The sequence below is a fragment of the Bradyrhizobium sp. SPXBL-02 genome, from assembly GCF_051853065.1.
Classification (GTDB): domain Bacteria; phylum Pseudomonadota; class Alphaproteobacteria; order Rhizobiales; family Xanthobacteraceae; genus Bradyrhizobium.
Genome location: NZ_CP182474.1, coordinates 5,286,541 through 5,311,846 on the forward strand (window position 1 = coordinate 5,286,541; position 25,306 = coordinate 5,311,846).

At 66.0% G+C, this 25,306-nt stretch carries 23 protein-coding genes; 11 read left to right on the top strand and 12 right to left on the bottom strand.

Annotation, left to right across the window (positions count from 1 at the left end):
* Positions 1-86: 86 nt before the first annotated feature.
* The 4 genes from ACNJYD_RS24855 to ACNJYD_RS24870 all read right to left on the bottom strand — a co-directional run bounded on the left by ACNJYD_RS24855 (position 87) and on the right by ACNJYD_RS24870 (position 5,163).
* Positions 87-1,127, bottom strand: coding sequence for an ABC transporter permease subunit (locus tag ACNJYD_RS24855; protein ID WP_212256747.1), 1,041 nt, complete (start codon positions 1,125-1,127; stop codon positions 87-89).
* Entirely contained in the window at positions 1,120-2,643 is a 1,524-nt protein-coding gene (locus tag ACNJYD_RS24860; RefSeq protein ID WP_439363621.1) for a sugar ABC transporter ATP-binding protein, read from the bottom strand. Before ACNJYD_RS24860 ends, ACNJYD_RS24855 begins: the two co-directional genes overlap by 8 nt.
* Before the next feature lie 137 nt (positions 2,644-2,780).
* Complete coding sequence (gene xylB, locus ACNJYD_RS24865) at positions 2,781-4,226, bottom strand: xylulokinase (protein WP_439363622.1); 1,446 nt, start codon at positions 4,224-4,226, stop codon at positions 2,781-2,783.
* A gap of 13 nt (positions 4,227-4,239) precedes the next feature.
* Positions 4,240-5,163 (bottom strand): LysR family transcriptional regulator, encoded by a 924-nt coding sequence (locus ACNJYD_RS24870; RefSeq protein ID WP_439363623.1) that lies wholly within the window; start codon positions 5,161-5,163, stop codon positions 4,240-4,242.
* Between the two features lie 107 nt (positions 5,164-5,270).
* On the opposite strand from ACNJYD_RS24870, the gene ACNJYD_RS24875 reads away from it, so the two are divergent.
* From ACNJYD_RS24875 to ACNJYD_RS24925, 11 genes are all read left to right on the top strand, one after another.
* A complete protein-coding gene (locus ACNJYD_RS24875; protein ID WP_036005173.1) occupies positions 5,271-5,594 on the top strand; it encodes a Dabb family protein in 324 nt (107 codons plus the stop codon).
* The gene (locus ACNJYD_RS24880) at positions 5,591-6,670 is read left to right on the top strand and encodes a maleylacetate reductase (RefSeq protein WP_439363624.1); all 1,080 of its coding nucleotides are present in this window, start codon (positions 5,591-5,593) and stop codon (positions 6,668-6,670) included. Before ACNJYD_RS24875 ends, ACNJYD_RS24880 begins: the two co-directional genes overlap by 4 nt.
* 4 nt (positions 6,671-6,674) lie before the next feature.
* Positions 6,675-8,039 (top strand): amidohydrolase family protein, encoded by a 1,365-nt coding sequence (locus ACNJYD_RS24885; protein ID WP_439363625.1) that lies wholly within the window; start codon positions 6,675-6,677, stop codon positions 8,037-8,039.
* A 21-nt stretch (positions 8,040-8,060) separates the two neighbouring features.
* A complete protein-coding gene (locus tag ACNJYD_RS24890) occupies positions 8,061-8,966 on the top strand; it encodes an NAD(P)-dependent oxidoreductase (protein WP_439363626.1) in 906 nt (301 codons plus the stop codon).
* 15 nt (positions 8,967-8,981) lie between these two features.
* Positions 8,982-9,866 (top strand): intradiol ring-cleavage dioxygenase, encoded by an 885-nt coding sequence (locus tag ACNJYD_RS24895; protein WP_439363627.1) that lies wholly within the window; start codon positions 8,982-8,984, stop codon positions 9,864-9,866.
* 50 nt (positions 9,867-9,916) lie between these two features.
* Positions 9,917-11,311: an FAD-linked oxidase C-terminal domain-containing protein gene (locus tag ACNJYD_RS24900; protein WP_172784415.1), complete on the top strand. Its 1,395-nt coding sequence runs from the start codon at positions 9,917-9,919 to the stop codon at positions 11,309-11,311.
* Complete coding sequence (locus ACNJYD_RS24905; RefSeq protein WP_439363628.1) at positions 11,308-12,831, top strand: sugar ABC transporter ATP-binding protein; 1,524 nt, start codon at positions 11,308-11,310, stop codon at positions 12,829-12,831. The genes ACNJYD_RS24900 and ACNJYD_RS24905 overlap by 4 nt, the downstream gene beginning before the upstream one ends.
* On the top strand, positions 12,824-13,774 hold the full coding sequence (locus ACNJYD_RS24910) for an ABC transporter permease (protein WP_439363629.1): 951 nt from the start codon (positions 12,824-12,826) through the stop codon (positions 13,772-13,774). Before ACNJYD_RS24905 ends, ACNJYD_RS24910 begins: the two co-directional genes overlap by 8 nt.
* Positions 13,771-14,748 (top strand): ABC transporter permease, encoded by a 978-nt coding sequence (locus ACNJYD_RS24915; RefSeq protein WP_439363630.1) that lies wholly within the window; start codon positions 13,771-13,773, stop codon positions 14,746-14,748. The genes ACNJYD_RS24910 and ACNJYD_RS24915 overlap by 4 nt, the downstream gene beginning before the upstream one ends.
* Positions 14,749-14,789: 41 nt before the next feature.
* Positions 14,790-15,764: a sugar ABC transporter substrate-binding protein gene (locus tag ACNJYD_RS24920; RefSeq protein ID WP_172784411.1), complete on the top strand. Its 975-nt coding sequence runs from the start codon at positions 14,790-14,792 to the stop codon at positions 15,762-15,764.
* Between the two features lie 68 nt (positions 15,765-15,832).
* Positions 15,833-16,120, top strand: coding sequence for a YciI family protein (locus ACNJYD_RS24925; RefSeq protein ID WP_172784410.1), 288 nt, complete (start codon positions 15,833-15,835; stop codon positions 16,118-16,120).
* A 4-nt stretch (positions 16,121-16,124) separates the two neighbouring features.
* Here the strand turns inward: ACNJYD_RS24925 and ACNJYD_RS24930 are convergent, their stop codons facing one another.
* The 8 genes from ACNJYD_RS24930 to ACNJYD_RS24965 form a co-directional block, all read right to left on the bottom strand.
* Positions 16,125-17,102 carry an ABC transporter ATP-binding protein gene (locus tag ACNJYD_RS24930; RefSeq protein WP_439363631.1) on the bottom strand — a complete coding sequence of 326 codons (978 nt, stop codon included), beginning with the start codon at positions 17,100-17,102 and terminating at the stop codon, positions 16,125-16,127.
* Complete coding sequence (locus tag ACNJYD_RS24935) at positions 17,099-18,088, bottom strand: ABC transporter ATP-binding protein (RefSeq protein ID WP_439363632.1); 990 nt, start codon at positions 18,086-18,088, stop codon at positions 17,099-17,101. The genes ACNJYD_RS24930 and ACNJYD_RS24935 overlap by 4 nt, the downstream gene beginning before the upstream one ends.
* Before the next feature lie 31 nt (positions 18,089-18,119).
* The gene (locus tag ACNJYD_RS24940; protein ID WP_172784407.1) at positions 18,120-19,043 is read right to left on the bottom strand and encodes an ABC transporter permease; all 924 of its coding nucleotides are present in this window, start codon (positions 19,041-19,043) and stop codon (positions 18,120-18,122) included.
* A complete protein-coding gene (locus ACNJYD_RS24945) occupies positions 19,040-19,981 on the bottom strand; it encodes an ABC transporter permease (RefSeq protein ID WP_172784406.1) in 942 nt (313 codons plus the stop codon). The genes ACNJYD_RS24940 and ACNJYD_RS24945 overlap by 4 nt, the downstream gene beginning before the upstream one ends.
* 17 nt (positions 19,982-19,998) lie before the next feature.
* Entirely contained in the window at positions 19,999-21,603 is a 1,605-nt protein-coding gene (locus ACNJYD_RS24950; protein WP_172784405.1) for an ABC transporter substrate-binding protein, read from the bottom strand.
* A 141-nt stretch (positions 21,604-21,744) separates the two neighbouring features.
* The gene (gene nikE / locus ACNJYD_RS24955) at positions 21,745-23,415 is read right to left on the bottom strand and encodes a nickel ABC transporter ATP-binding protein NikE (RefSeq protein ID WP_439363633.1); all 1,671 of its coding nucleotides are present in this window, start codon (positions 23,413-23,415) and stop codon (positions 21,745-21,747) included.
* Positions 23,412-24,260, bottom strand: a complete 849-nt coding sequence (locus tag ACNJYD_RS24960) for an ABC transporter permease (RefSeq protein WP_172784403.1) — start codon at positions 24,258-24,260, stop codon at positions 23,412-23,414. The genes nikE and ACNJYD_RS24960 overlap by 4 nt, the downstream gene beginning before the upstream one ends.
* Positions 24,257-25,291, bottom strand: a complete 1,035-nt coding sequence (locus tag ACNJYD_RS24965; protein ID WP_212256988.1) for an ABC transporter permease — start codon at positions 25,289-25,291, stop codon at positions 24,257-24,259. Before ACNJYD_RS24965 ends, ACNJYD_RS24960 begins: the two co-directional genes overlap by 4 nt.
* Between the last annotated feature and the right edge of the window lie 15 nt (positions 25,292-25,306).

A 25,306-nucleotide genomic window follows, 5' to 3' on the forward strand; every position in this document is an offset into this window, starting at 1 on the left:
TCTGTCTTCGTCCCCGGCGCGGCAGACCAGTTGCCGCATCGGAATTTCGTATCACGCCATGCGCACATCGTTGCGCGCCCGGCCTCTCACGTTCTCGCGGAGCCTTGCAGCCGGTAGCGGTCGAGCGCCACGGCGCCGATGATCACCAGGCCCTTGATCACATATTGCCAGATGTCGGAGACGCCGATGAGGATGAGGCCGTTGGACAGCACGGCGATGATCAGCGCGCCGACCAGCGTGCCCCAGATCGAGCCGATGCCGCCGACGAACGAGGTGCCGCCGAGGATCACGGCGGTGATCGCATCGAGCTCATAGGACTGGCCGAGCTGGAGGCCGTTGGCCGCATAGAGGCGCGCCGCCTGCATGGCGCCGCCGAGCCCGGCGAAAAGTCCGGATATGCCGTAGACGAAGATCAGGACGGCCCAGACCTTGATGCCGGCCAGCCGCGCCGCGCTCTCGTTTCCGCCCACTGCATAGATATGCACTCCGAGCACGGTCCGACGCAGCACCAGCCAGGAGACGAGAATGACGAGCAAGGCGATCACCGAGAGCCACGGGATCGACGCGACGCCGGGAACGAGCGTCAGCGAGCCGTTGCCGATGAAGGCATAGGGAATGGAGGGATTGAACACGGTGGTGTCGGCCCCGAGCAGCCGCGCCAGGCCGCGCACCGCGGTGAGCGAGCCGAGCGTGACGATGAAAGGCGGCAGGCGAAGCAGCGCAATCAGCGCGCCGTTGACGATTCCGAAGCCGAGGCCGGTGAGCAGCGCGGCCGGCAGCCACAGCATCCCGAGCTCCGGCAGCTTGGAGAGCGTCAATCCCGCCATCGCGGAAGCTGCCAGGATCGAGCCGACCGATAGGTCGATGCCGCCGGTGAGGATGACAAAGGTCATGCCGGCGGCGAGCACGGTGTTCACAGCGGCCTGCTGCAATACGATGCCGAGATTTTGTCCGGTGAAGAAGCGGCCTTCGGACAGCACGTTGAAGCCGATGCAGAGGATCAGCAGCACCGGCAACATGCCGAGCGCACTGATCAGCATCCGCATCCGCTGGCGCCTTGTCTCTGCGGCAGCTCCGTTGGTCGTGGTCGATGCCGGCTTCGCCCCCACACCACCATTGTCAGGCATCGAGATGCTCCATCCCCGTGGCTAGCCCCATGATGTCTTCCTGCGCCAGCGGCGAATTCGGGCCGCGGGTGACCTCGCCGGCGATGTGCCCCGCACGCATCACGACGACGCGGTCGCAGATGCCGATGATCTCGGGCAGATCGGATGAGATGACGAGGATCGCGGTGCCGGCCTTGGCGAGATTGTCGATGATCGAATAGATTTCAGACTTGGCACCGACATCGACGCCGCGCGTCGGCTCGTCGAGAATCAGGACCTTCGGTGCGATGGCGAGTAGCCGCGACAGCAGCACCTTCTGCTGGTTGCCGCCTGACAGGCCGCCGGCGGGAACGCCGGCATTGGTGGCGCGAATGCTGAGGCCCGCAAAGGCGCGGTCGGCGCGCTCGCGTGCCTTGTCGCGATCAAGAAACCAGCCGAGCTTCGCATCGCGGCCGAGCACGGCGAGGTTGATGTTGTCCAGACACGACATGTCGAGAAACAGGCCGAGCGCCTTCCTGTCTTCCGTGAGATAGGCGATACCGGCCTCGAGCGCCTCGCCCGGCGTGCGGATATCGACCGGACGCCCCTCCAGCTCGAGCCGGCCCGAGGTTTTCGGCGACGCACCGATGATGAGATGGGCAAGCTCGGTGCGGCCGGCGCCGATCAGGCCGGCGAGGCCGACCACCTCACCCGCATGCACGGTGAGCGAGCAGCCCTTGACGCGCTGGCCATCGGCCATGTCGATCGCCGCGAGCACGGGATGCCCCCGCCCCGCCTCCGGATCATGGTCCTTCTTGTAGAACGAGGAGACGTCGCGACCGACCATCAGTCGCACGATGGTGTCGGCGCGAATTTCGGGCTTGTCGAGCGAGCCGACCAAGCGGCCGTCGCGCAGCACGGTGACCCGATCGCCGAGCGCGTAGACCTCGTCCATCCGATGCGAGATGTAGATGATGGCAAGCCCCTCGGCGCGAAGCTGGCGGATCAGCGCGAACAGCCGCTCGCTTTCGGCGGCCGACAAGGAGGTGGTCGGCTCGTCCATGATGAGAATCTTTGATCTGACATGCAGCGCACGCGCGATCTCGACCAGCTGCCGCTGGCCCATGGACAGATGCGCCACCAGCGTCGAGGGCAGGAAGTCGGCGCCCAGTCGTTTCAGGATCGGGCCGACGCCCTCGCGCATGGCGCCGCGCGCCAGCAAGCCCGAGCGCGACATCTCCCGGCCCAGATAGATGTTCTCGGCAACGCTGAGATTGGGAGCGAGCGACAGCTCCTGGTAGATGATGGAGATGCCCGCCGCGCGGCCGCCGAGCGGGCCTTCGATCCGCACCACCCTGCCCTCGATGCGGATCTCGCCGCCCGGATCGGGCCGGTAGGCGCCGGACAGGATCTTCATCAGCGTCGACTTGCCGGCGCCGTTCTCACCCATCAGGGCGTGAATTTCGCCGGGATAGACGGTGAGATCGACGGCCCGCAGCGCCTTGATGCCGAAGAAGGTCTTTGAGACCCCGCGCATCTCGAGGATCGGATCGTTCATCGTGCCTCCCGGCGCACAATGCGTTTCCCACCCGCGTCTCGTTTCTCGGCAACGCGGTTTGGTCATTAAACAAAAGCGGTGACGCAGGGCAATACCGAAGGCGAGTATACCGAAGTATGCAAACCAGATTGGGCCAGCTAGTGGCGCGGCCGATACAGTTCGCGCCAGGCGGGAAGCCGTTCGGCGTAGGCATCGACCAGTGCAGCGTCGGGCTCGAATGTTTCGATGCGCTGCGGCCGCATGCATACGTCACCGATTGCCTCACCCGTGACAGCAAGCCGCCCCAATCTCGCCGCACCGAACGCGGCGCCGGTCTCACCTCCGGCAAAGCGATGGACTGGAACATTGAGCACATTCGCCAGCACCGAGAGCCAGAAGGCCGAGCGCGAACCACCGCCGATCACATCTGCTTCCGCAATCTCAATACCGGCACCGGCGAGCGCATCGCGGCAATCGGCAAGCGCGAAGGCAACGCCTTCGAGCACCGCCTGCACGATCGCCGCGCGATCGGTGCCATGACTGAGTCCATCCAGCATGCCGCGCACGACGGGATCGTCGTGCGGCGTCCGCTCGCCGGCGAGATAAGGCAGGAAGCTCACGGGCGACGGTGCCCGCGGTCGCGCTCCAAGCGGCGCCAGCAGTTCCGCCTCGGTGGCGCCGAACAGGCGCGCGAGCCAGGCGAGGCAGGAGGCGGCCGAGAGGATCGCGCCGGCCTGAATCCACATGCCGGGAATGGCGTGGCAGAACGTGTGCACGACGCGATCGGGATTGGCGGCGATCCTGTCGGTCGGGGCCATGAGGGCCCCCGAGGTTCCCAGCGACACGAATGCGGCTCCCGGCCGGACTGCGCCGATGCCCACGGCGCCCGCCGGATTGTCGCCGGCCCCGCCCGCGATCACCGGCTGCCTGACCATGCCCCAGCGCCGCGCGAGCTCGCTGCGCAGCGTGGTTGCGGGCTCGCATCCCTCGACCAGGCGCGGCATGTGCGCGCGTGACAAGCCGGTCGCTTCCAGTGCTGCGTCCGACCAATCGCGGCGCGCCGCGTCGAGCCACAGCGATCCCGAAGCATCCGAGACATCCTCGACGGCCTCGCCCGACAGCACCAGGCGCAGATAGGCCTTTGGCAGCAGAACGAGTTTCGTCGCCGCGAAGATCTCGGGCTCGTGCGCGGCGATCCAGAGCAGTTTTGGCGCGGTGAAGCCCGGCATCGCCTTGTTGCCCGTCACCGCGCGCAAGGCGGGCCAGCGTTGCTCCAGGATACGGCACTCACTGGCCGATCGTCCGTCGTTCCAGAGGATGCAGGGCCGCAGCGGCCTCAAGCTCTTATCGAGCAGCGTGGCGCCATGCATCTGGCCGGACAGTCCAATGCCTGCGACCACCGCCAACGCATCGGCGTGCGACGCCTTGAGGGCATCCAGCGTGGCAAAGGTCGCATCGATCCACTGCGCCGGATCCTGCTCGGAATAGCCCGATCGCGGCGAGACGGTCACGAGCGCCCGGCTCTCGCTTGCAATCACGCGCTGGGCATCGTCGACGAGAACCGTCTTGACCGCCGACGTGCCGAGATCGATGCCGAGATACATGAATGCTTCCCGCTCACTTCGCCGCGTCGATCCAGATCCCCGGCTCCGAATGCTCCCGGATGTAGCTCACGAGGAAATCGGAGAACACCCTGATCTTGGCGGGCAGCCTGACCCGATTTTGATAGGCGATGTTCATGGTGAGCAACGGCAGCTGCCAATCCCTCAGGACAGGCACCAGCCGGCCGGCCGCAATATCGCCCTGCACGATATAGAGCGGCTGGATCAGGATGCCGAGCCCGGCGCGCGCTGCACCGCAGATGATCTGGCCGTCATTGCTGTCGAGCGTCGGCGCGATCCGGATCGTCTGCGTCGTGCTGCCCTGGCTCAACCGCAGCGAGTAGGGATCATTGGCGAGGTTGTAGATCAGCATGTTGTGACGGGCGAGATCGGCGGGATGCTCGGGCCGGCCGTGCTTCTCCAGATAGGACGGAGCCGCCGCAAGCACGCGGTGCATCTGGCCGATGCGGCGGACGATGATGTTGGAATCCGGCTCGTGCTCCCGGGTCCGGATCGCGACGTCGATGCCGGCCTCGATGAAGTCCAGATAGCGGTTTGCGCTGATGATCTGCACGCTGAGATCAGGATAGAGCGCGCGGAAGGCGGGCAGCATCGGCGCGAGATAGATCATCGCGAAGGACAGCGAAGACGTCACGCGCAGTATGCCCTTCGGCGACAACGCGCGGTCGGAGACGGCGTCCTCGGCTTCGGCGAGCTCGTTCAGGAGCGTGCTGCAACGTTGCAAGAGCTCCTGCCCGGCTTCGGTCAACCATTGCCGGCGCGTGTTGCGCTCGATCAGCCGGACCGCCAGCCGCTCCTCCAGCGCACTGAGATGGCGGCTCGCGGCCGCGTTCGACATCCGCAGGATTTCGGCGGCCTTGGAAAGGCTGCCGAGCTCAGCGGTTTTGGAGAAGACCTCGAGTTGGAGCAGCCGGTCCATTTTTGCGAAAACAGGAAAAGAGACTTACAAATTTTGACCTTTATTTCCGTTTTCTGCAAGGCAAAATGGCACCAACAAAGTACCATTGCAGGCGAGGAAATCAGGAAATGTCGGGCCCGATCAGGCACATCGTGATGTGGCGGCTGCGCGGGGAGAGCCCCGAGGAGCGCTCCGCCGCCCGGCTCAAGGTCAAGACCCTGTTCGAGGGCCTCAAGGGCCGGATCGACGGCCTCACCCATATCGAAGTCGGCATGGACGTCAGCGCGGTCGATTACGCCTGCGACGTCGTGCTGTTCTCCGAATTCACCGACCAGGCGGCGCTGGCCGCCTACGCCAACCACCCGGAACATCTGCGGGTGCGCGAGGCGCTGGGCGACTTGCGGATCGGGCGCTTCCAGGTCGATTATCCCATCAAAGAGACCGGCGCATGATCGGTTCGTTCACCTTCGAAAACCTGCCTTGCCGCGTTGTGTTCGGCAGCGGAACGTTGGCTAACGCCAAGGCCGAGGTCGAGCGGCTCGGCGGCGAGCGTGCGCTGGTGCTGACGACGCCGCAGCAGGAGGCGCAGGGCAAGAGCTTGGGGGCCGCGCTCGGTCCGCTCTATGCCGGCATCTTTCCCGGCGCCACCATGCACACGCCGGTCGAGGTCACGGAACGCGCGCTCGCGGCGATGAAGGCATGCGAGGCCGATTGCGTCGTCTCGCTCGGCGGCGGCTCGACCACCGGACTAGGCAAGGCGCTGGCCTTGCGCACCGGTGTGAACCAGCTCTGCATCCCCACCACCTATGCCGGCTCGGAGATGACGCCGATCGTCGGCCAGACCGAGAACGGGCTGAAGACCACGGTGCGCGATGCGGCCGTGCTGCCGGAGACCGTGATCTACGACGTCGACTTGACGCTGACGCTGCCGGCGGGTCTCGCCGCAACATCCGGCATCAATGCGATCGCGCATGCGGTCGAGGCGCTCTACGCGCGCGATGCCAATCCCGTGACGTCGCTGATGGCGGAAGAAGGCATCCGCGCGTTGGCGCATGCCCTGCCCGCCATTGCCGCCAAAAGCGACGACCGCGAGGCCCGCACCGAAGCCCTTTATGGCGCCTGGCTGTGCGGTGTCTGTCTCGGCACGGTCGGCATGGCACTGCATCACAAGCTCTGCCACACGCTCGGCGGCACGTTCGACCTGCCGCACGCCGAAACGCATACCATCGTGCTCCCGCACGCGCTGGCCTACAACGCCCCGGCCGTGCCCGATGCGATGGCGCGCATCTCGCGGGCGATCGGTGCGGCCGATGCATCGCAGGGACTTTACGATCTCGCCAAGGGGCTTGGTGCGAAGCTGGCGCTACGCGATGTCGGCATGCCCGAGAGCGGAATCGACAGGGCCGCCGATCTCGCCGTCACCAACGCCTATTGGAACCCGCGCCCGCTCGAGCGTGGCGCCATTCGCGACTTGATTGCGCGCGCCTTCGCCGGCGAGCCGCCAAGCGCCGTCAAAGCGGCGGCGTAAGGCAATGCGGCGCACGCTGATCAGATCGGCCATTGTCATCAGCATGGATGACGCGATCGGCGATCTCCTGACCGGCGATGTGCTGGTCGAGGGCAATCGGATTGCCGATGTGCGCCCGTCGATCGACGTTGGAGCCGACACCGAGGTCGTCGACGGCGCGGGCCGCATCGTCATTCCAGGCCTGATCAACGCGCATATGCACACCTGGCAGACGGGCTTGCGCGGCTTTGCCGCCAACTGGACGCTGCTGGAATATTTCCGCCGCATGCATGCGGGCCTCGCGACCGTGTTCCGGCCCGACGACATCTACATCGCAACCCTCGTCGGCGCGCTGAACCAGATCAACCACGGCGTCACCACGCTGGTCGACTGGTGCCACAACAACCCGACGCCCGATCACACTGACGCCGCCGTGCGCGGCCTGATCGAAAGCGGCATCCGCGCCGCGTTCTTCCATGGCTCGCCGAAACCGGAGCCGAAGCCGGGCGAGCCGCATTTCTCGGAAGTGCCGCATCCGCGCCGCGAGGTCGAGCGGCTGCTGGCGGGCCCCCTCGCCGACCGCGACGGCCTCGTCACGCTCGGGCTCGCCATTCTCGGTCCCCACTATTCGACGCTCGACGTCGCCATGCACGATTTCCGCCTGGCGCGGGAGCTGAACCTGATCGCCTCGATGCATCAGGGCGGCGGTCCAGCCAAGACGCCTGGCGGCTGGGAGAAGCTGCTCGAGGCCGGCCTCGTCGGCCCCGGCGTCAATATCGTCCATGGCAACGATCTGCCGGATGATCTGCTCGATCGTCTCGTCGATCTCGGTGTGTCCTTCTCGGTCACGCCCGAGAACGAGATGATCCAGGGCCATGGCTTTCCGATCACCGGACGCCTTCTGAAGCGCGGCGTGCGGCCGACCATCGGCATTGATCTGGAATCCGTGCTGGCGGGCGATCTGCTCTCCGCCGCGCGCGTTGCGCTGTCGATGCAGCGGGCGCTCGACAATGCCGAGTCGCGCAAGACCAGCGGCACCATCCCGGCAACGACCACGATTCCGATCCGGGAAGCGCTGCGCTGGATCACGACGGAAGGCGCCCGCATGCTCGGCCGCGAGCACCAGATCGGATCGCTGACGCCGGGCAAGCGCGCCGACCTCGTGATCATCAACTCCTCCGATCTCAATCTCCATCCGGTGCACGATCCCGTCGCGACCGTCGTGATGCAGACGAGCCTCGCCAACATCGAGTCCGTCATGATCGCCGGCGCCTGGAAGAAACGCAACGGCCGGCTGCTGGTCGGGGGACTCGAGACGAAGAAGGAGCTGCTGGCGCAATCCGGCCGGCGGCTGGTGCAAGACATCGAACGACAGGGACGCGCCGCCTGAAAGCGCCAATGGACAAGAACAATGACTGACGCTCTTAAAACAGTTGCTTTCATCGGGATCGGCAAGATGGGCCTGCCGATGTCGGTGCTCGTCGCCAAGGCCGGCTACACCGTCACCGGGTTCGACCAGAGCGCGGCGCGGATCAGCGAGGCACGCGCGCAGGGCATTGCGATCGCCGCCTCGCCGGCCGAGGCCGTGAGCGGCAAGGCCGCCGTGATCACCTCCCTGCCCGACGACGCCGCTTTGCGCGGCGCGTTGCTCGGCCCCGCCGGCCTGATCGCCGCGATGGCCCCCGGTGCCGTCTTGATCGAAACCAGCACCGTCAGCGTCGCAGCCTCGGCTGAGGTTGCGGCCGCCGCGCAGGCGCGCGGCGACATTGCCTATCTGCGCTCGCCGGTGTCCGGCAATGCCAGCATCGTTCACACCGGCGCGCTGACCTGTTTCGTGTCGGGACCGACGGACGCGTTCGAGCGCGCAAAGCCGCTGTTCGCAGCCTTCACCCGCGCCCAGACCTATCTCGGCCCCGCCGAGGAAGCGCGCTACGCAAAACTCTCGGTCAATCTGATGATCGCCGTGTCGGCGGCGATGATGGCGGAGAGCCTGGCGCTGGCGCGCAAGGGCGGCATCGCCTGGCAGGACATTTTGAAGGTGCTCGACGACAGCGCGGTGGCCTCCCCCATGGTGAAGTACAAGACCGCGCCGCTGCGGACCCGCGACTTCGAGTCCACCTTCTCCTGCAAGCAGATGGCCAAGGATCTCGATCTGATCCTGGGCGCCGGCCACGCCGTCGGCGTGCCGCTGCAGCTCGCCGCGCAAGTGCGCGAGACCTATGGCTCGCTGGTCGCCCAAGGCGACGGCGACACCGACTTCATTGCGACCGTCAAGCATCTCGAGCGGCTGTCCGGCCTCGGCGAGCCGAAGCTGTGATCAACGGAGACCGACATGCGTAACTTCAACGAGAACACGATCACGGACGCGGTGCTGGAGCGGATCGCGGGCGCGACCGATCCACGCATCAAGCAGGTCAGCGAGGCGCTGGTGCGTCACCTTCACGCGTTCGTCCGCGAGGTGCGGCCGACCCAGAAGGAATGGGAATACGGCATCGACTTCCTGACCCGCACCGGGCACATGTGCACCGACAAGCGTCAGGAATTCATCCTGCTGTCGGACACGCTCGGCGTCTCCATGCTGGTCGACGCTATCAACCATCCGGTGCCGGAAGGCGCGACCGAGACCACGGTGCTCGGCCCGTTTTTCGTCCAGGCCGCGCCGGAGAAGGACAGCGGCGCTGACATCTCCGGGTCGATGGAAGGCGATCCGATGCTGGTCACCGGCTCGGTCTCGACCGTGGACGGACAGCCGCTGGCCGGCGCCATCGTGGACGTCTGGCATTCCGACGACGACGGCTATTACGACGTGCAGCAGCTCGACAAGATCGGCGATCTCGCGATGCGAGCCCGCTTCCACACCGACGCCAACGGCCGCTTCCATTTTTGGTCGATCAAGCCGGCCGCCTACCCCATTCCGCATGACGGACCGGTCGGCGAGATGCTGGAGGTGCAGGGACGCCATCCCTGGCGCCCGGCGCACGTGCACTTCATGATCTCAGCGCCCGGTTTCGAGCAACTGGTGACGCACGTCTTCGTTGCCGGCGACCAATATCTCGACAGCGACGTGGTGTTCGGCGTCAAGGACAGCCTGATCCGCGAATTCGTCCGGCATTCCGCGGGCCGTGCGCCGGATGGTCGCATGGTGGAGCGCGACTATTTTCATCTCAACTATGATTTCGGCCTGAAGCAGGTCGCAAGCAACGCAAGAGCCGCTTAAGCTCAACGACGGACCAAAAAGAGTCCGTAAAACAGGGACGGGAGCTGAGGATGGGACCGCGGGTCAGCACGGGCACATTGGCCGATCGCCTCACCGGCATGATCGGCCCGCGCGTGAGCGTCGCGCGCGGCGTGCTCGATCAGCACGGGCAGAGCGAGTCGCATTATCAGAACCTGCCGCCCGACATCGTGGTCTTCCCCGAGACCACGCAGGAGGTCGCCGAAATCGTCAAGCTCTGCGCGAGCGCGGGCATGCCGATCGTCCCGTTCGGCGCCGGGACCTCGCTCGAAGGCAATGCGGCCGCGGTCGCCGGCGGCGTCTGCTTCGACTTCGCGCGCATGAACAAGGTGCTCAGCCTGCACGACAGCGACATGGACGTCGTGGTGCAGCCCGGCATCACGCGCAAGCAGCTCAATGCGGAGCTGCGCAACACCGGCCTGTTCTTCCCGATCGATCCGGGCGCCGACGCTTCGATCGGCGGCATGACCTCGACCCGCGCCTCGGGCACGATGGCGGTGCGCTATGGCACCATGAAGGACAACGTCATGGCGCTCGAGGTCGTGCTGGCCGACGGGCGCATCATCCGCACTGCAAAGCGCGCGCGGAAGTCGGCCGCGGGCTATGATTTGACGCGCATGTTCGTCGGCGCGGAAGGCACGCTCGGAATCATCACGGAGATCACGCTGAAGGTCCATCCGGTGCCGCAGGCGATCTCGGCGGCAGTCTGCAGCTTCGACACCCTGCACGACGCCGTCGACACCGCGATCTCCGTGATCCAGTCCGCGATCCCCGTGGCGCGCATCGAGCTGCTCGACGACGTCATGATGCGCGGCATCAACGCCTACGCCAAGCTCGGCTATCGCGAGGCGCCCACCCTGTTCTTCGAATTCCATGGCTCGGAGACATCGGTCGCCGAACAGGCCGAGGCCGCGCAGGCGATCGCGGCCGACCACGGCGGCCATGGCTTTGCCTGGGCCAAGGCACAGGAAGACCGCAGCCGGCTCTGGCACGCCCGCGACAACACGCTCTATGCCGGCCTCGGCCTGCGGCCCGGCGCACGCGCGGTGATCACCGACGTCTGCGTGCCGATCTCACGGCTGGCGGAATGCCTGACCGAGACGCGGCGCGATGCGGACGCGCACGGTTTCACCGCACCCATCGTTGGCCATGTCGGTGACGGCAATTTCCACATGCTGATCCTGATCGACCCGACAAAGCCGGAGGAGGCCGAAGGCGCCAAGGCGCTGCAGGCCCGCATGGTCGCGCGCGCCATTGCCATGGACGGCACCTGCACGGGCGAGCACGGCATCGGGCTCGGCAAGATCGATTATCTCTCCGATGAGCTCGGCGAGGCCGTGGACGTGATGCGATCGATCAAGACGGCGCTCGATCCCGCCGGATTGATGAACCCCGGAAAGATCTTTGCTGGCGGAGCCAAAGCATGAGCGACGCGCTCCCGATCGAGGTCACCTCGCCCACGCCGCTGCTGGAGCTGCGCGGCATCAGCAAGGAATTTCCCGGCGTCAAGGCGCTGGACGACGTGTCCTTTGCCGTCTACCCCGGCGAGGTCCACATGCTGCTGGGCGAGAACGGCGCCGGCAAGTCCAGCCTGATGAAGGTGCTGTGCGGCGCCTATCGCGCCGACGCCGGCGAATTCTACCACAAGGGCGAGAAGGTCGCGATCTCCTCGACCGCGGATGCGCAGAAGCTCGGCATTGCCGTCATCTTCCAGGAATTCTCGCTGGTTCCCCATCTCGACATCGCCCAGAACATCTTCTTGGGACGCGAGCCGAAGGGCCGCATTCCCGGCACCATCGACCGCCGCAGGTTATTGGCCGACGCAAGGCGCGTGCTCGACACCATCGGCTTCGACATCGATCCCTCCACCATCGTCGACAAGCTTGGTGTTGCGCAGCAGCAGATGGTCGAGATTGCCAAAGCGATCAGCCAGAACGCCCGCATCCTGGTCATGGACGAGCCGACCGCAGCGCTGTCCGACCGCGAGACCGAGCTCTTGTTCGCACTGATCGCGCGGCTGAAGGCGGACGGCGTCTCGATCGTCTACATCTCGCACCGCATGGCCGAGGTGTTCGCGCTCGGCGATCGCATCACCGTGCTGCGCGACGGCCGCCGCATCGATGGTGTCCGGCCCGCCGACGTCACGCCGGACCAGCTCGTGCGCATGATGGTCGGCCGCAACGTCGACATGACCTACCCGCGCCATTTTGCCGATAAACCCGGCGAGGTGCTGCTCGAGGTCAAGGGCCTGAGCGCGCCGACCGGCATCTCCGACATCAACATCGAGGTACGCCGCGGCGAGATCGTCGGCCTATGCGGGCTGGTCGGCTCCGGCCGCAGCGAGGTCGCCCGCGCGATCTTCGGCGCCGATCCCGTGACATCGGGCGAGATCATCTTCGACGGCAAGAGCATTTCCGGCGAGCCGGATCTCGCCGCCCGCCGCGGCATCGCGCTGATCCCGGAGAGCCGCAAGAGCGAGGGCCTCGCGCTGCTGCGATCCGTCAGCGACAATCTGGTGGTGTCGGCGCTGAGGAAGCTGTTCCCGAGCGGGCTGTTCGACCAACGCTCGGCCCAGCGTACCGCCGAGGGCCTGATCCGGCAGCTCCGCGTCGCGACACCGAACGCACGCCAGACCGTCGGCCTGCTCTCGGGCGGCAACCAGCAGAAGGTCGTGATCGGAAAATGGCTCGCGGCCGGCTCGAAACTCTTCATCTTCGATGAGCCGACGCGCGGCATCGACATCGGCGCCAAGTCGGAAATCTTCGCGCTGATCGACCGCCTCGTCGCGGAAGGCGCGGCGGCGTTGATGATCTCGTCCGAGCAGGTCGAGATCTGCCATGTCTGCGACCGCGCCTATGTGATGCGCGAGGGGCGCATCGCCGGGCACCTGACACGCAACGAATTGACCGAGGAGAATATCGTGCGACTGGGGATGCATCATGCGTGAAGCCGCGGTCGTCGCCCAACCCAATCCGCTGCAGCGCATTCCCGGCGTTGCCATCGTGCTGGTGCTGCTGATCGCGCTGTTCAGCGCGATCGCGCCCGGCTTCCTGTCGGTCGCCAACCTCTCCAACGTGCTGGTGCAGTCGACCATCCTGACCATGCTCGCGCTGCCGATGACGCTGATCATCATGACGGAGGGGCTGGACCTGTCGATGGGCGCGGTGCTGACGCTGACCTCGCTCTGCGTCGCGATCGTGTCGCTGGCGACCAAATCGATGCTGCTGGGCCTTGGCGCCGGCCTTCTGGTCGGCGCGGCCTTTGGCGTTGCCAACGGGTGGCTGGTCGCTATCCTCGGCATTCCGCCCTTCGTCGCGACGCTCGGCACGCTCGGCATGGCGCAAGGCCTGTCGCTGATCGTCAGCGACGGCCAGAGCGTGGTCGGCATTCCCCACAGCGTGCGCGACATCTATTCGGCGACGCCGCTCGGCATTCCCGTGCCGATCGTGATGGCGCTGGTGACCTACGCTGCCTTTCACGGCCTGCTCTATCACACCCGCTTCGGCACCTATATCTTCGCCCTCGGCGGCAACCGCGAGGCGCTGCGCTATGCCGGCCTCTCGCCCAACAAGCTGCTGATCGCGGTCTACGCGATCGGCGGCGCCATGGCCGGCATCGCCGGCCTCTTGATGACCGCACGCATGAATTCCGGCCACCCCACCGCCGGTCTCGGGCTGGAGTTCGATGCCATCGCGGCCGTCGCTGTCGGCGGCACCTCGTTCGAGCGCGGCAATGGCTGGCTGCTTGGTACCCTGCTCGGGGTCCTCTCCGTCGGCGTGTTGCGCAACGGGCTGAACCTGATCTCGCTGCCGTCCTCGGTGCAGGTCGCCAGCGTCGGCGTGCTCGTCATCGTTGCCCTGTTCCTCGACGGCCTCAGGAGCCGCACATGACCGATATCACCAAGGCCGCTATCGCGCCGCCCCGCTCCTTCCTGTCGCAGGACGCGGTCCAGCTGTTCTATCGCCTGCTCGCGGCTTTCCTGATCTGCGCCGTGCTCGCCGTGCTCAGCGATTCCTTCCTCAGCCTCGGCAACATCCTCAATGTGCTGAGGCAGGCCAGCCTGACCTTCTTCATCGCCTCCGGCCTGACACTGGTGGTGCTGACCGCCGGCCTCGATCTCTCCGTCGGCGCCAATGTCGCGCTGTCCGCCTGCCTCGCCGGCACCGTGATCCACAAGACCGGCTCGCCGGCGCTCGGCATCCTCACCGGCCTTGCCTGCGGCGGCATCGTTGGCCTGCTCAACGGCGTCATGGTCACAGCGCTGCGCATCCCCTCCTTCATCGCCACCTATGGCATGCTCTGGGTGCTGAACGGTCTCACCTATTGGTACATGGCGGGCGAGACCCTTCACGGCTTCCCGGCCGGCTTCCGCCAGATCGGCAGTGGCTATCTGTTCGGCCTGCCGATCCCGGTCTACCTGCTGCTGGTGTTCCTCGGGATCGGGACGTTCTTCGCACAGCGCACGATCTGGGGTCAGGAGATCTATGCGATCGGCGCCAATCCGGTCGCAGCAAGGCTCTCCGGCATTCCGGTCGCGCGGCGCCTGCTGCTGGTCTACGCGGTATCGGGCACCATGGCGGGACTTGCCTCGATCATCTTCCTGTCGCGGCTCAATTCGGCCGAGGCCGACATCGGCGAGAGCCTGACGCTGCCGGCGATCGCGGCCGTGCTGATCGGCGGCACCTCGCTGTTCGGCGGCGTCGGCACCGTCTTCGGCACGTTCATCGGCGCGCTGATCCTGACCCTGGTGCTGAACGGCATGAACCTGCTCTCGGTCAGCGCCAATTGGCAGCCGCTCGTCACCGGCGTCATCGTCATTCTCGCCGTCTGGCTCGACATGAAGACCCGCCGCCGCGCGCAATGAGTTCTAGCAATCCAACAAGCAAAATGAGGGATGGAGGCAACATGAAACAAGGACTGGGCTATCTGGCACTGCCGCTGCTGATGGCGGCCGCGTTCACGACTGGGGCACGTGCCGACGGCGAGACCATCGCCGTCTTCACCAAGAACCAGACCAATCCGTTCTTCCAGACGGTGCGGGTCGGCGCCGACAACATGGCGAAGACGCTGAACGCGAAGACGCTGCAATACATCCCGACCAAGCCGGACTCGATTCCCGAGCAGCTCAGCCAGATCGAGGACGTCGTCGTGAAGAAGCCGAGCGCGATCGTGTTCACGCCGGTCGACTACAAGGCGATGGTGCCGGGGGTCGAGAAGATCAACGAAGCGAAGATCCCGGTCGTCAACATCACCGATCGCTCTGCCGGCGGCAAGTTCCTGTCCTTCGTCGGCGCCGACGATTACAGCCTTGGACTGGAGACCGCGCGCTTCCTGCTCAAGACGCTCGGCGGCAAGGGCAACATCGTCATCATCGAGGGCGTCAAGGGCTCGCTGACCAATGTCGACCGCGTGCGCGGCTTCAACGACGCGTTGAAGGAGGCTCCCGGCGCCAAGCTTTTGGCCTCGCAGCCAGGCAACTATCAGCGGCTCCAGGCGCTCCAGGTCATGGAGAATTTGATGCAGTCGAATTCGCAGATCGACGGCGTGCTCGCCGCCAACGACGCCATGGCAGTCGGCGCGATCGAGGCGCTCGACGGCGCCAACCGCAAGGCGCAGGTGATCGGCATCAACGGCACCAAGGAGGCGATCGACGCGATCAAGTCCGGCAAGCTGCTGGCGAGCGGTGACTACAACGGATTTGCGCAAGGCTGCCTCGGCACCATGATGGCGATCCGGTCGCTGCGGAACCAGCCCGTGATCAGCGAGATCGTGCTGAAGCCGACCGTGATCACCAAGGACAATTTTGGGCCGTTCGACGTGCCGCTGGAGCAGCGGACCTGTCCGACCTTCGAGGACGCCGGCAAGCTCAGCGCGAAGTAGACCACCCCAAGCCCGGACGGCCGCAGCCCGCGGCCGTCCCAAGAACTGACGCAAGAAACGGAGACACGATGCTGTTCGCCATTCACGCCGTCGATCGCGCCGACGCGTTGCCGACCCGGCTCGCCAATTACGATGCCCACAAGGCCTTCCTCAGCGACACCTCGCGCTTGGGCGTCAAGATCGTGATGTCGGGACCGCTGGTCTCCGACGATGGCCAGACCATGATCGGCAGCCTGTTCCTGATCGAGGCTCCCGGCCGCGCCGAGGTCGAAGCCTTCAACCGTGCAGATCCTTTTGCCGCAGCCGGCATCTGGGAGAAGGTCACGATCACGGGCTTCCTGCGCCGGCAGGGATGAGCCCCTACGGCGGCTCTTCGAGGTGACAGGCCACCCACTGCTCCGGTCCTGTGGCGCGAAGTACCGGCTCCTCGGTCCGGCAACGATCGAAGACGAAGGGACACCGGGTATGAAAGCGACACCCCTTCGGCGGGTTGATCGGGCTCGGCACGTCGCCCTTGAGGATGATGGGATTGCGCTGGGCTCCGGGCTCCGGCAGCGGCACGGCTGAGAGCAGCGCCTTGGTATAGGGGTGCCTCGGCGCGGCAAAGATCTCGCGGCGCGGTGCCACCTCGACGATCTTGCCGAGATACATCACCGCCACGCGGTGGGTCATGTGCTCGACGATGGCGAGATCGTGGCTGATGAACAGCAGCGCGAGGCCGAACTCGCGCTGGAGATCCTGCAGCAGATTAACGATCTGCGCCTTGACTGAAACGTCGAGCGCGGAGACCGCCTCGTCGCACACGATCAGCTCCGGCTCGGCCGCGAGCGCCCGCGCAATGCCGATGCGCTGACGCTGGCCGCCGGAGAATTCGTGCGGCCTGCGGTTCAGCGCCTCGCGCGGCAGGCGCACCGTGTCCATCAGCGACGTGACGCGGACCTCGAGGTCCTCCGCGGATTTGGCGAGGCCGAAATTGCGGATCGGCTCGGCGAGAATGTCGCGCACGCGCATGCGCGGATTGAGGCTCGAGAACGGATCCTGGAACACGACCTGCACGCGGCGGCGCATCTGTCGCATCGTGCTCGGTGCGGCGTCGTCGATCCTCTGGCCGTCGAGGATGACCTGCCCCGAGGTGATCTCGAACAGCCGCAGGATGGCGCGGCCGACCGTCGACTTGCCGCAGCCGGACTCGCCGACCAGCGACAAGGTCTCGCCGCGCGCGATCTCGAACGACACGCCGTCGACCGCATAGACGAATTCGGTTTGCCGCCCGAAGAGGCCCTTGTTGATCGGAAAATGCTTCTTGAGGTCGTTGACCTGGAGCAGCGGAGGACTCATGCCGCAACAGCTCCCTTGGCAGCGTAGTGACAGGCGGCGACGTGGCGCGGGCCCTTCTCTTCCAGTCCCGGCGCATATTGCCGGCAGAGGTCGGTCGCGAGCGCGCAGCGGCCGGCGAAGACGCAGCCGGTGATCGGCTTGCGGAGGTCAGGCACCTGCCCGGGAATCTCGGCGAGGCGGGTCGCGGTGCCCGCGAGCGAGGAGCCGAGCTTCGGTACCGCGCCAAGCAGGCCTTGCGTATAAGGATGGCGCGGGGAACGGAACAGCTCCGCCACCGGCGCCTCCTCGACCTTGCGGCCGGCATACATCACCATGACGCGCTCGGCGATCTCGGCGACGACGCCGAGATCGTGCGTGATCAGGATGATGGCGGCACCGACCCGACGCTTCAGATCCAGCATCAGCTTGAGGATCTGCGCCTGAATCGTCACGTCGAGCGCGGTGGTCGGCTCGTCCGCAATCAGAAGCTTCGGATTGCAGGCCAGCGCCACCGCGATCATCACGCGCTGGCGCATGCCGCCGGACAGCTGGTGCGGATATTCGCCGACGCGCCGTTTCGGCTCGGGAATGCCGACCAGGGTCAGCATCTCGACCGCGTGCGCCTCCGCCGCCTGCTTGTCGAGGCCCTGATGGATCATCAAGGTCTCGCGGATCTGGCGACCCACGGTGAGCACCGGGTTGAGGCTCGTCATCGGTTCCTGAAAGATCATCGAGATGTCGTTGCCGCGGATCGCGCGCATCTCGCGGTCGGACAGCTTCAGGAGATCCCTGCCCGCGAAGCGGATGCTGCCTGCGATCCGGCCCGGCGGCTCCGGAATCAGCCGCATCAGGGACATCGACGTCACCGACTTGCCGCAGCCGGACTCGCCGACGATGGCGAGCGTCTCGCCCTCGTTGACATGGAAGGACACCCCGTCGACCGCGCGGTTGATGCCGCTGGGCGTGCGGAAATGGGTCTGGAGATTCTCGACTTCGAGCAATGCCATCGCAATCAGCCTCGATCCATCAGAGGCAACATCACAGACTCTTGGCCATGCGCGGGTCGAGCGCATCGCGAAGGCCGTCGCCGAGCAGATTCACGGCGAGCACGGTGACGGACAGGAACGCCGCCGGGAAGAACACGATGTAGGGCTTCACCTGCCAGAGCGCGCGGCCCTCGGCCATGATGTTGCCCCAGGACGGGATGGTCGGCGGCGTGCCGGCGCCGATGAAGGACAGGATCGCCTCCGTGATCATGGCGCTGGCGCAGATATAGGTCGCCTGAACCAGCATCGGCGCAACGGTGTTGGGCAGGATATGGCGCAGGATGATCATCGGCGTGCGGGTGCCGCAGGCCACCGCCGCGTCCACATAGGGCTGTTCGCGCAAGGACAGCACGACGCTGCGGACGAGGCGCGAGACGCGCGGGATCTCGGCCACGGTGATTGCCAGGATGACGTTGCCGACGCTGCCGCGCGTCAGCGCCATCAGCGCGATCGCCAGCAGGATCGGCGGGATCGACATCAGCCCGTCCATGAACCGCATCAGGATGCCATCGGCCCAGCGGATGAAGCCGGAGACCATGCCGATGGCAAGGCCGATCGCCGACGCGAAGATCGCGACCGACAGGCCGACCGTGAGCGAGACGCGTGCGCCGAACAGCACGCGCGAATAGATGTCGCGGCCGAGCACGTCGGTGCCGAACCAGAAATCGGCCGACGGCGCGCGGGTGCGCTTGGCGGGCGCAAGCGCGGTCGGGTCGACCGTGCCGAGGTAAGGCGCAAAGACCGCGATCAGCACCAGGGTCAGCAGCAATGCGCCGCCGATCGCGACCGTCGGATGGCCGCGCAGCAGGCCGACGAAGCCGCGCCGTATCCTGACCGGCCGCAGGATCTCGGGCAGTTGCGGCGCAAGGACGAGGCCGGCCGGAAGCGATTGCGGATTGACGGTGGTGTCGGTCAATAGCGGATCCTCGGGTCAACGAGCGTGTAGACGACGTCGATCATCAGATTGACGAGGACGTAGACGAAGCTGAACAGCAGCACGATGCCCTGGATCACCGGATAGTCGCGGCGCAGGATGGCATCGATGGTGAGGCGGCCGAGGCCGGGGATCGCGAACACGCTCTCGGTGACGACCGCGCCGCCGATCAGGAGCGCGATGCCGATCCCGATCACGGTGACGATCGGCACCGCCGCGTTCTTCAGGGCGTGGATGAACAGGATGCCGCCCTGCCCGAGGCCCTTGGCCTTGGCGGTGCGGATATAGTCCTGCTGCAGCACTTCGAGCATGGCTGCCCGCGTGATGCGGGCGACCAGCGCGATATAGACGCAGCCGAGCGCGACCGCCGGCAGGATCAGGTTCTCGAGCCACGGCCAGAAGCCGGAGCTGAGCGGCGTGTAGCCCTGCACCGGCAGCCATTCCAGCTCCAGCGCGAAGATGTAGGCGAGCATGTAGCCGACCACGAAGACGGGCAGCGAGAATCCGAACACGGCAAAGCCCATGATGACGCGATCGATCAAGCTGCCGGCCTTCCATGCCGCCACCACCCCGAGCGGCACCGCCACCACGACCGTCAGCAGCAGCGTGACGATCATCAGCGACAGCGTCGGGCCGAGACGCTGCCCGATCATCGCCGAGACCGGCAGGTTGGTGAAGATCGAGGTGCCGAGATCGCCGTGCAGGATGCGCCAGACCCAGCTTCCGAACTGGACCAGGAAGGGCCGGTCCAGCCCGAGGCTCTGGCGGATGCGCTCCACATCCTCCGGGCTTGCTTGATCGCCCGCGATCACCACGGCCGGATCGCCGGGCGCGATGTAAAGCAGGCTGAACACGAACAGCGCGACGATTGCCATGACCGGCAAGGTCGCGACGATGCGACGGAGGATGTAGGAGAGCATCTTGCTTCAGCGCACGATCATGCAGATTTCGACACGCCCCAGAAGAACGGCAGCGGCCCCTTGGTGACGCCGGAGACGTTCTTGCGCCAGGCGGTGTAGCTCAGGAAGAAGCCCGTGGGCGCGTAGACCACGTCGTCGAGCGCCGCCTTGTTGAGGCGACCGATGGCAGCCTTCTCCTCGTCGAGGCTCTTGGCCTCGAACCAGGACGCGACCTCCTTCTCGGTGCCGGGGCTGTTCGGCCAGCCGAACCAGGCCTTGTCGCCGTTGGCGCGGATGGCGGTGTAGGGAGCCGGATTGATGCAGTCCGCGCCGGCATGCCAGGTGTGGAACATGTTCCAGCCGCCCTGTCCCGGCGGCGTCTTCTGCGCGCGACGGGAGCCGACCGTGCCCCAATCGGTGGCGACGAAATCGACATTCATGCCGAGCTTCTTGAGCAGGTCCGCGGTGACGTCACCCATTGCCTTGGTGATCGGCTGATCCTGCGCCACGATGCAGGTCACCGGCTGGCCGGAATAGCCGCTCTCGGCGAGCAGCTTCTTGGCCGCATCGAAATCACGCTTGCCCTTCAGGATCTCGCCGCCGACTTCGCTGTAGAGCGGCGTCTCCGGCGTGAAGAAGCCGGGCAGCGGCTTCCAGAGCGCGGTGTCGTCGCCGACGATCGCGCGCATATAGTCTTCCTGGCTGAGCGCCATCAGCACGGCACGCCGCGCCCGAACGTCGTTGAACGGCGCGAACAGATGATTCATCCGGAACGAGCCGATATTGCCCAGCGGATCGCCGATGTCGACGCTGATGTTCTTGTTCTTCTTCAGAACAGGCACGAGGTCGGCAATCGGGTTTTCCCACCAATCGACCTCGCCGTTCTGCAAGGCAGCGGCGGCCGTGGCCGGATCCGGCATCACGATCCATTCGATGCGATCAAGCTGCATCTGCTTGCCGCCCGCGAGCCAGGACGCCTTCTCCTGCCGCGGCACGTAGTCCGCAAATTTCTCGAACACCGCCTTCGCGCCCGGCACCCATTCGCCCTTGACGAACTTCATCGGCCCGGAGCCGACATAGTCGGTGATCTGCTTGAACGGATCGGTCTGCGCGATGCGCTCGGGCATGATGAAGCCGCAAGGCGAGTTGTTCTTGGCCAGCGCGTAGAGCATCTTCGGGAAGGGCTGCTTGAGCACCCATTTGAATGTGCGATCGTCGACCGCGGTCAGCTCCTGCTGCAGCGCCTTGATCATCAGACCCATCGGGTCGCGCGCCGACCAGCGCGTCAAGCTTGCCACGACGTCCTTGCTGAGCACCGGCTCGCCATCGTGGAACTTGAGCCCGGAGCGCAGCTTGAACGTCCAGGTCGTGCCGTCGTCGGTCACCTCCTCGGACTCGACCATCTGGCGTTGCGGCTTCAGCGAGGAATCGATGCCGTAGAGCGTGTCCCAGACCATCGCGGCGGCATTGCGCACGACATATTGCGTGCCCCAGATCGGGTCGAAATTGGCGAGATTGGCCTGCGGCACGAAACGCAGGGTGCGGGCCGCGGCGCCCTGAGCGATCGCCGGGGCCGACAGGCCGCCCGTCAATGCCAGACCGCCCGCGCCCGCCAACCCCTTCAATACCGTCCTGCGATCCATGAAGTCCTCCCAGTAATGCCGTGATGCCAGCTGTTCATTGGCAAAGGGCAAGTGAAACCGAGCCCATTTGCAAGCAAATGGTATGCCACTAAATGCGCCATCGCCAGTGGGATCTCACCGCCATTTGGGCTGATCCCGGCCTCAAAGAGCGGCCGCCAGGGCCGGCCCGGCTTCGAAATGCGGAATCGCCTCGACCAGCTTGCGCGTGTAGTCGGTCTTCGGATTATCGAACAGGGCCCGGCTCTCGCCCTGCTCCACGATGCCGCCGTTGCGCAGCACGATGGTGCGGTCACACAGCATGCGCACGACGTTGAGATCGTGGCTGACGAACAGCAGGGCAATGTCGTTTTCACGCCTGAGGCGATCGAGCAGCTGCAGCACAACCGCCTGCACCGAGACGTCGAGCGCGGCGGTCGGCTCGTCCAGCACCAGAAGCCGCGGCCGGCAGGCGATGGCGCGGGCAATGCCGACGCGGGCTTTCTGGCCGCCCGAGAGCTGATGCGGAAACCGCGGCAATAGATCGAGCGGCAAGCCCACCCGCTCGGCGCATTCTTCCACCCGTTTGCGCAGCTCCTCGCCGGCGCGCATGCCGTCCAGACGCATCAAGGGATGGGCAATGCAATCGAACGCCGTGAAGCGTGGGTTGAGGCTCTCGTTCGGGTCCTGAAAGACCATCTGGATGTCTTTGCGCAGGGGCGAGCGGTGGAAATCGCGCGCCGCCACGTGCCCGATCGACTGCCCGCCGAACACGATGTCGCCTTCGCTCGGATCGATCAGGCGGCAGATCATCCGCGAGGTCGTGCTCTTGCCGGAGCCGGATTCGCCGACCAGACCGACGCTCTCGCCGCCGGCCATCGTCATCGAGAAGTCGGCCACCGCGGCAGAGCCCTGATCGAAGCGCTTGGCGAGCTTCCGTACTTCCAAGAGCGGCGGCGTGCCGTGAGCCAGCGCAGGCCGTGGCTTGCCGAGAACGGCCGTATAACGCTCGCGCTCCTCCTCCGTCACGAGATCTTCGATCCGTGACGTCGCCGTCGGCGATGCCGCAACCAGGCGCCTCGTATAGGCGTGCTGCGGCGCGCCGAAGAGCGTGCTGGGGCTCGCCTCCTCGACGATACGGCCGCGCTCCATCACGGCGATGCGGCGGCAATAGCGCGCCGCGAGGCCGAGGTCATGCGTGATCAGGATCGTCGCCATGCCACGCGCGGCGGCAATGTCTGCCAGGAGATCCATCACCACCTTCTGCGTGGTGACATCGAGGCCGGTGGTCGGCTCGTCCGCGATCAACAGCGCAGGATTGCAGGAGATCGCGATCGCGATCATGACGCGCTGGCACATGCCGCCGGAAAGCTCGTGCGGATAAGCGGTCATCCGCGCCTCGGGATCGCGGATCTGGACCGCGCGCAACAACTCCAGCGCCTCGGCGCGCGCGGCCTCTTTCGAGATACGCTTGTGGGTGAGGATCGCGTCCGCGATCTGCAGGCCGATCGCACGGATCGGATTGAGCGCCGCCCGCGGGTTCTGGAAGATCATCGACATCGCGGCGCCCTGCAACTGTCGCAGATCATCGCCGCGGAGCTTGGTGACGTCCTGCCCGCGAAACAGGATCTTGCCGCCGGTGACGCGGCCGGCGGCATCCAGCAGCCGCGTCGTCGCAAAGCCGGTGACCGACTTGCCCGAGCCGCTCTCGCCGACGAGGCCGAGCATCTCGCCGGCCTTGACGGTGAGCGTCACGCCGCGCACGGCCTCCACAATGCCCCGCCGCGTCGAGAACGCGACGTGGAGGTCGTCGATCCTGAGCAGGTCCTCGCTCATGTGCGCATCCGGGGATCGAGAATGTCCCGCATCCCGTCGCCGAGGAGGTTGAAGCACAGCACCGCCAGCATCAGCGCAAGGCCCGGAAAGGCCACCAGCCACCATCGCCCCGTCGAGATGAAGCGTGCTCCCTCTGCGACCATGATGCCCCATTCCGGCGTCGGCGGCTTGACGCCGAGGCCGATGAAGGACAAGCCGGCGGCATTGAGAATGGCCCAGCCCAGATTGAGCGAGATCTGCACCGCCATCGCCGGCAGAATGTTCGGCAGCAGGAAGCGCAGCACCACCGAGAAATGGCTCTCGCCGCAGGCGCGCGCGGCCTCAACCCAGCCGACATTGCGCCGGACGTTGACCTCGGCGCGCGCGAAGCGGATGTAGAAGGGAAGATTGATGATCGCGGTCGCGATCACGATGTTCTCGATCCGGTTGCCGAGAGCGGCGACCATCGCCATCGCCAGCACGAACAGCGGAAACGCCATCATCACGTCGACGAAGCGGCCGACGGCGCGATCGAGCCGTCCGCCGGCATAGCCGCAGAACGCGCCGACGACGGCCCCGATCACGAACGAGATGCCGACCGCGGAGACTGCGATGGCAAGGTCGAGCCGTGCAGCGATGATGAGACGGCTGAACACGTCGCGGCCGAGCTGGTCAGTGCCGGCGAGATGCGTGGCGCTCGGCGGCTGCAGGGCTTCCGAGACATTAGAGACCACGGGATCATAAGGCACGATCCAGGGACCAAAGATCGCGACCAGGACGAACAGCGTCACCCCGGCCGCGGCCACCGCCGTCAGCGGATTGCCGCGCAAAATCCAGACCGAATGGCGAAGTGTGGCGCTGGTCATTCGATCGACACCCTGGGATCGGCGATGCCGTAGCAGATGTCCACGACGAGATTGACCAGCACGAACAGGCTGGCCATCAGCAGCACGAAGCCCTGCACCGGCGCATAGTCGGACGACAGCAACGCATCGAGCGCATAGGAGGCCACGCCCGGCCAGGAGAACACTTTCTCCACCAGCACATTGGCGCCCAGCATGGTCGAGAACACGATGCCGGCGATGGTGATGACGGGCAGGATCGCGTTGCGGAGCGCGTAGGTGACGACGACCTTGCGCCAGGACAATCCGACCGAGCGCGCGGTGCGCACGAAATCGCTGCCGAGCGAGACCAGCATCGAGGCGCGCGTGATCCGCGCCAGCGGCGCGATCACGAACAGCGCCATGCTCACCGCCGGCAGGATCAATTGCCTGCAGGCCGCCCACCAGCCCTCAACGTCACCGGCGAGCAGGAAATCGATCGAGAGGAAGCCGGTGCGTTGCGGCGGCAGCGAGGTGAAGACGTCGATCCGCCCGGTCGGATCAGGCGCCAGCCCGAGCAGATAATAGAAGACGTAGATCAACAGCAGGCCCGAGACGAAGGTCGGCACGCAGACACCGAGCGCGCAGAACAGCCGCACGCCGTGATCGATGATCGATCCCGGCCGCAGCGCCGCGATGACGCCGAGCGGCACCGCCGCGATCAGCGCGATCAGGAGTGCGGTGAAGGTGAGCTCCAGGGAGGCCGGCAGCCGCTCGCGGAGGTCCTTCAGCACCGGCTGGCCGGTCATCATCGAGCGGCCGAGATTGCCGTGGCCGATGTCGGAGAGATAGAACACGAGCTGCTCCGGCACGGATTTGTCGAGCCCCATCTGCTTGCGGATCTGCTCGATCTCCTCCTTGCCGGCATTGGGCCCCGAGGCGAAGAACACCGCGGGGTCGCCGGGCAGGACGCGCATCAAGAGGAAGGTGAAGACCAGCACACCGAACAGCGCCGGCAGCGACGACAAGAGCCGCCTGCCCGCCCGCACCATCGTTGCACCAAGACCGGTCGTCACCATTCAGTGTCCCTG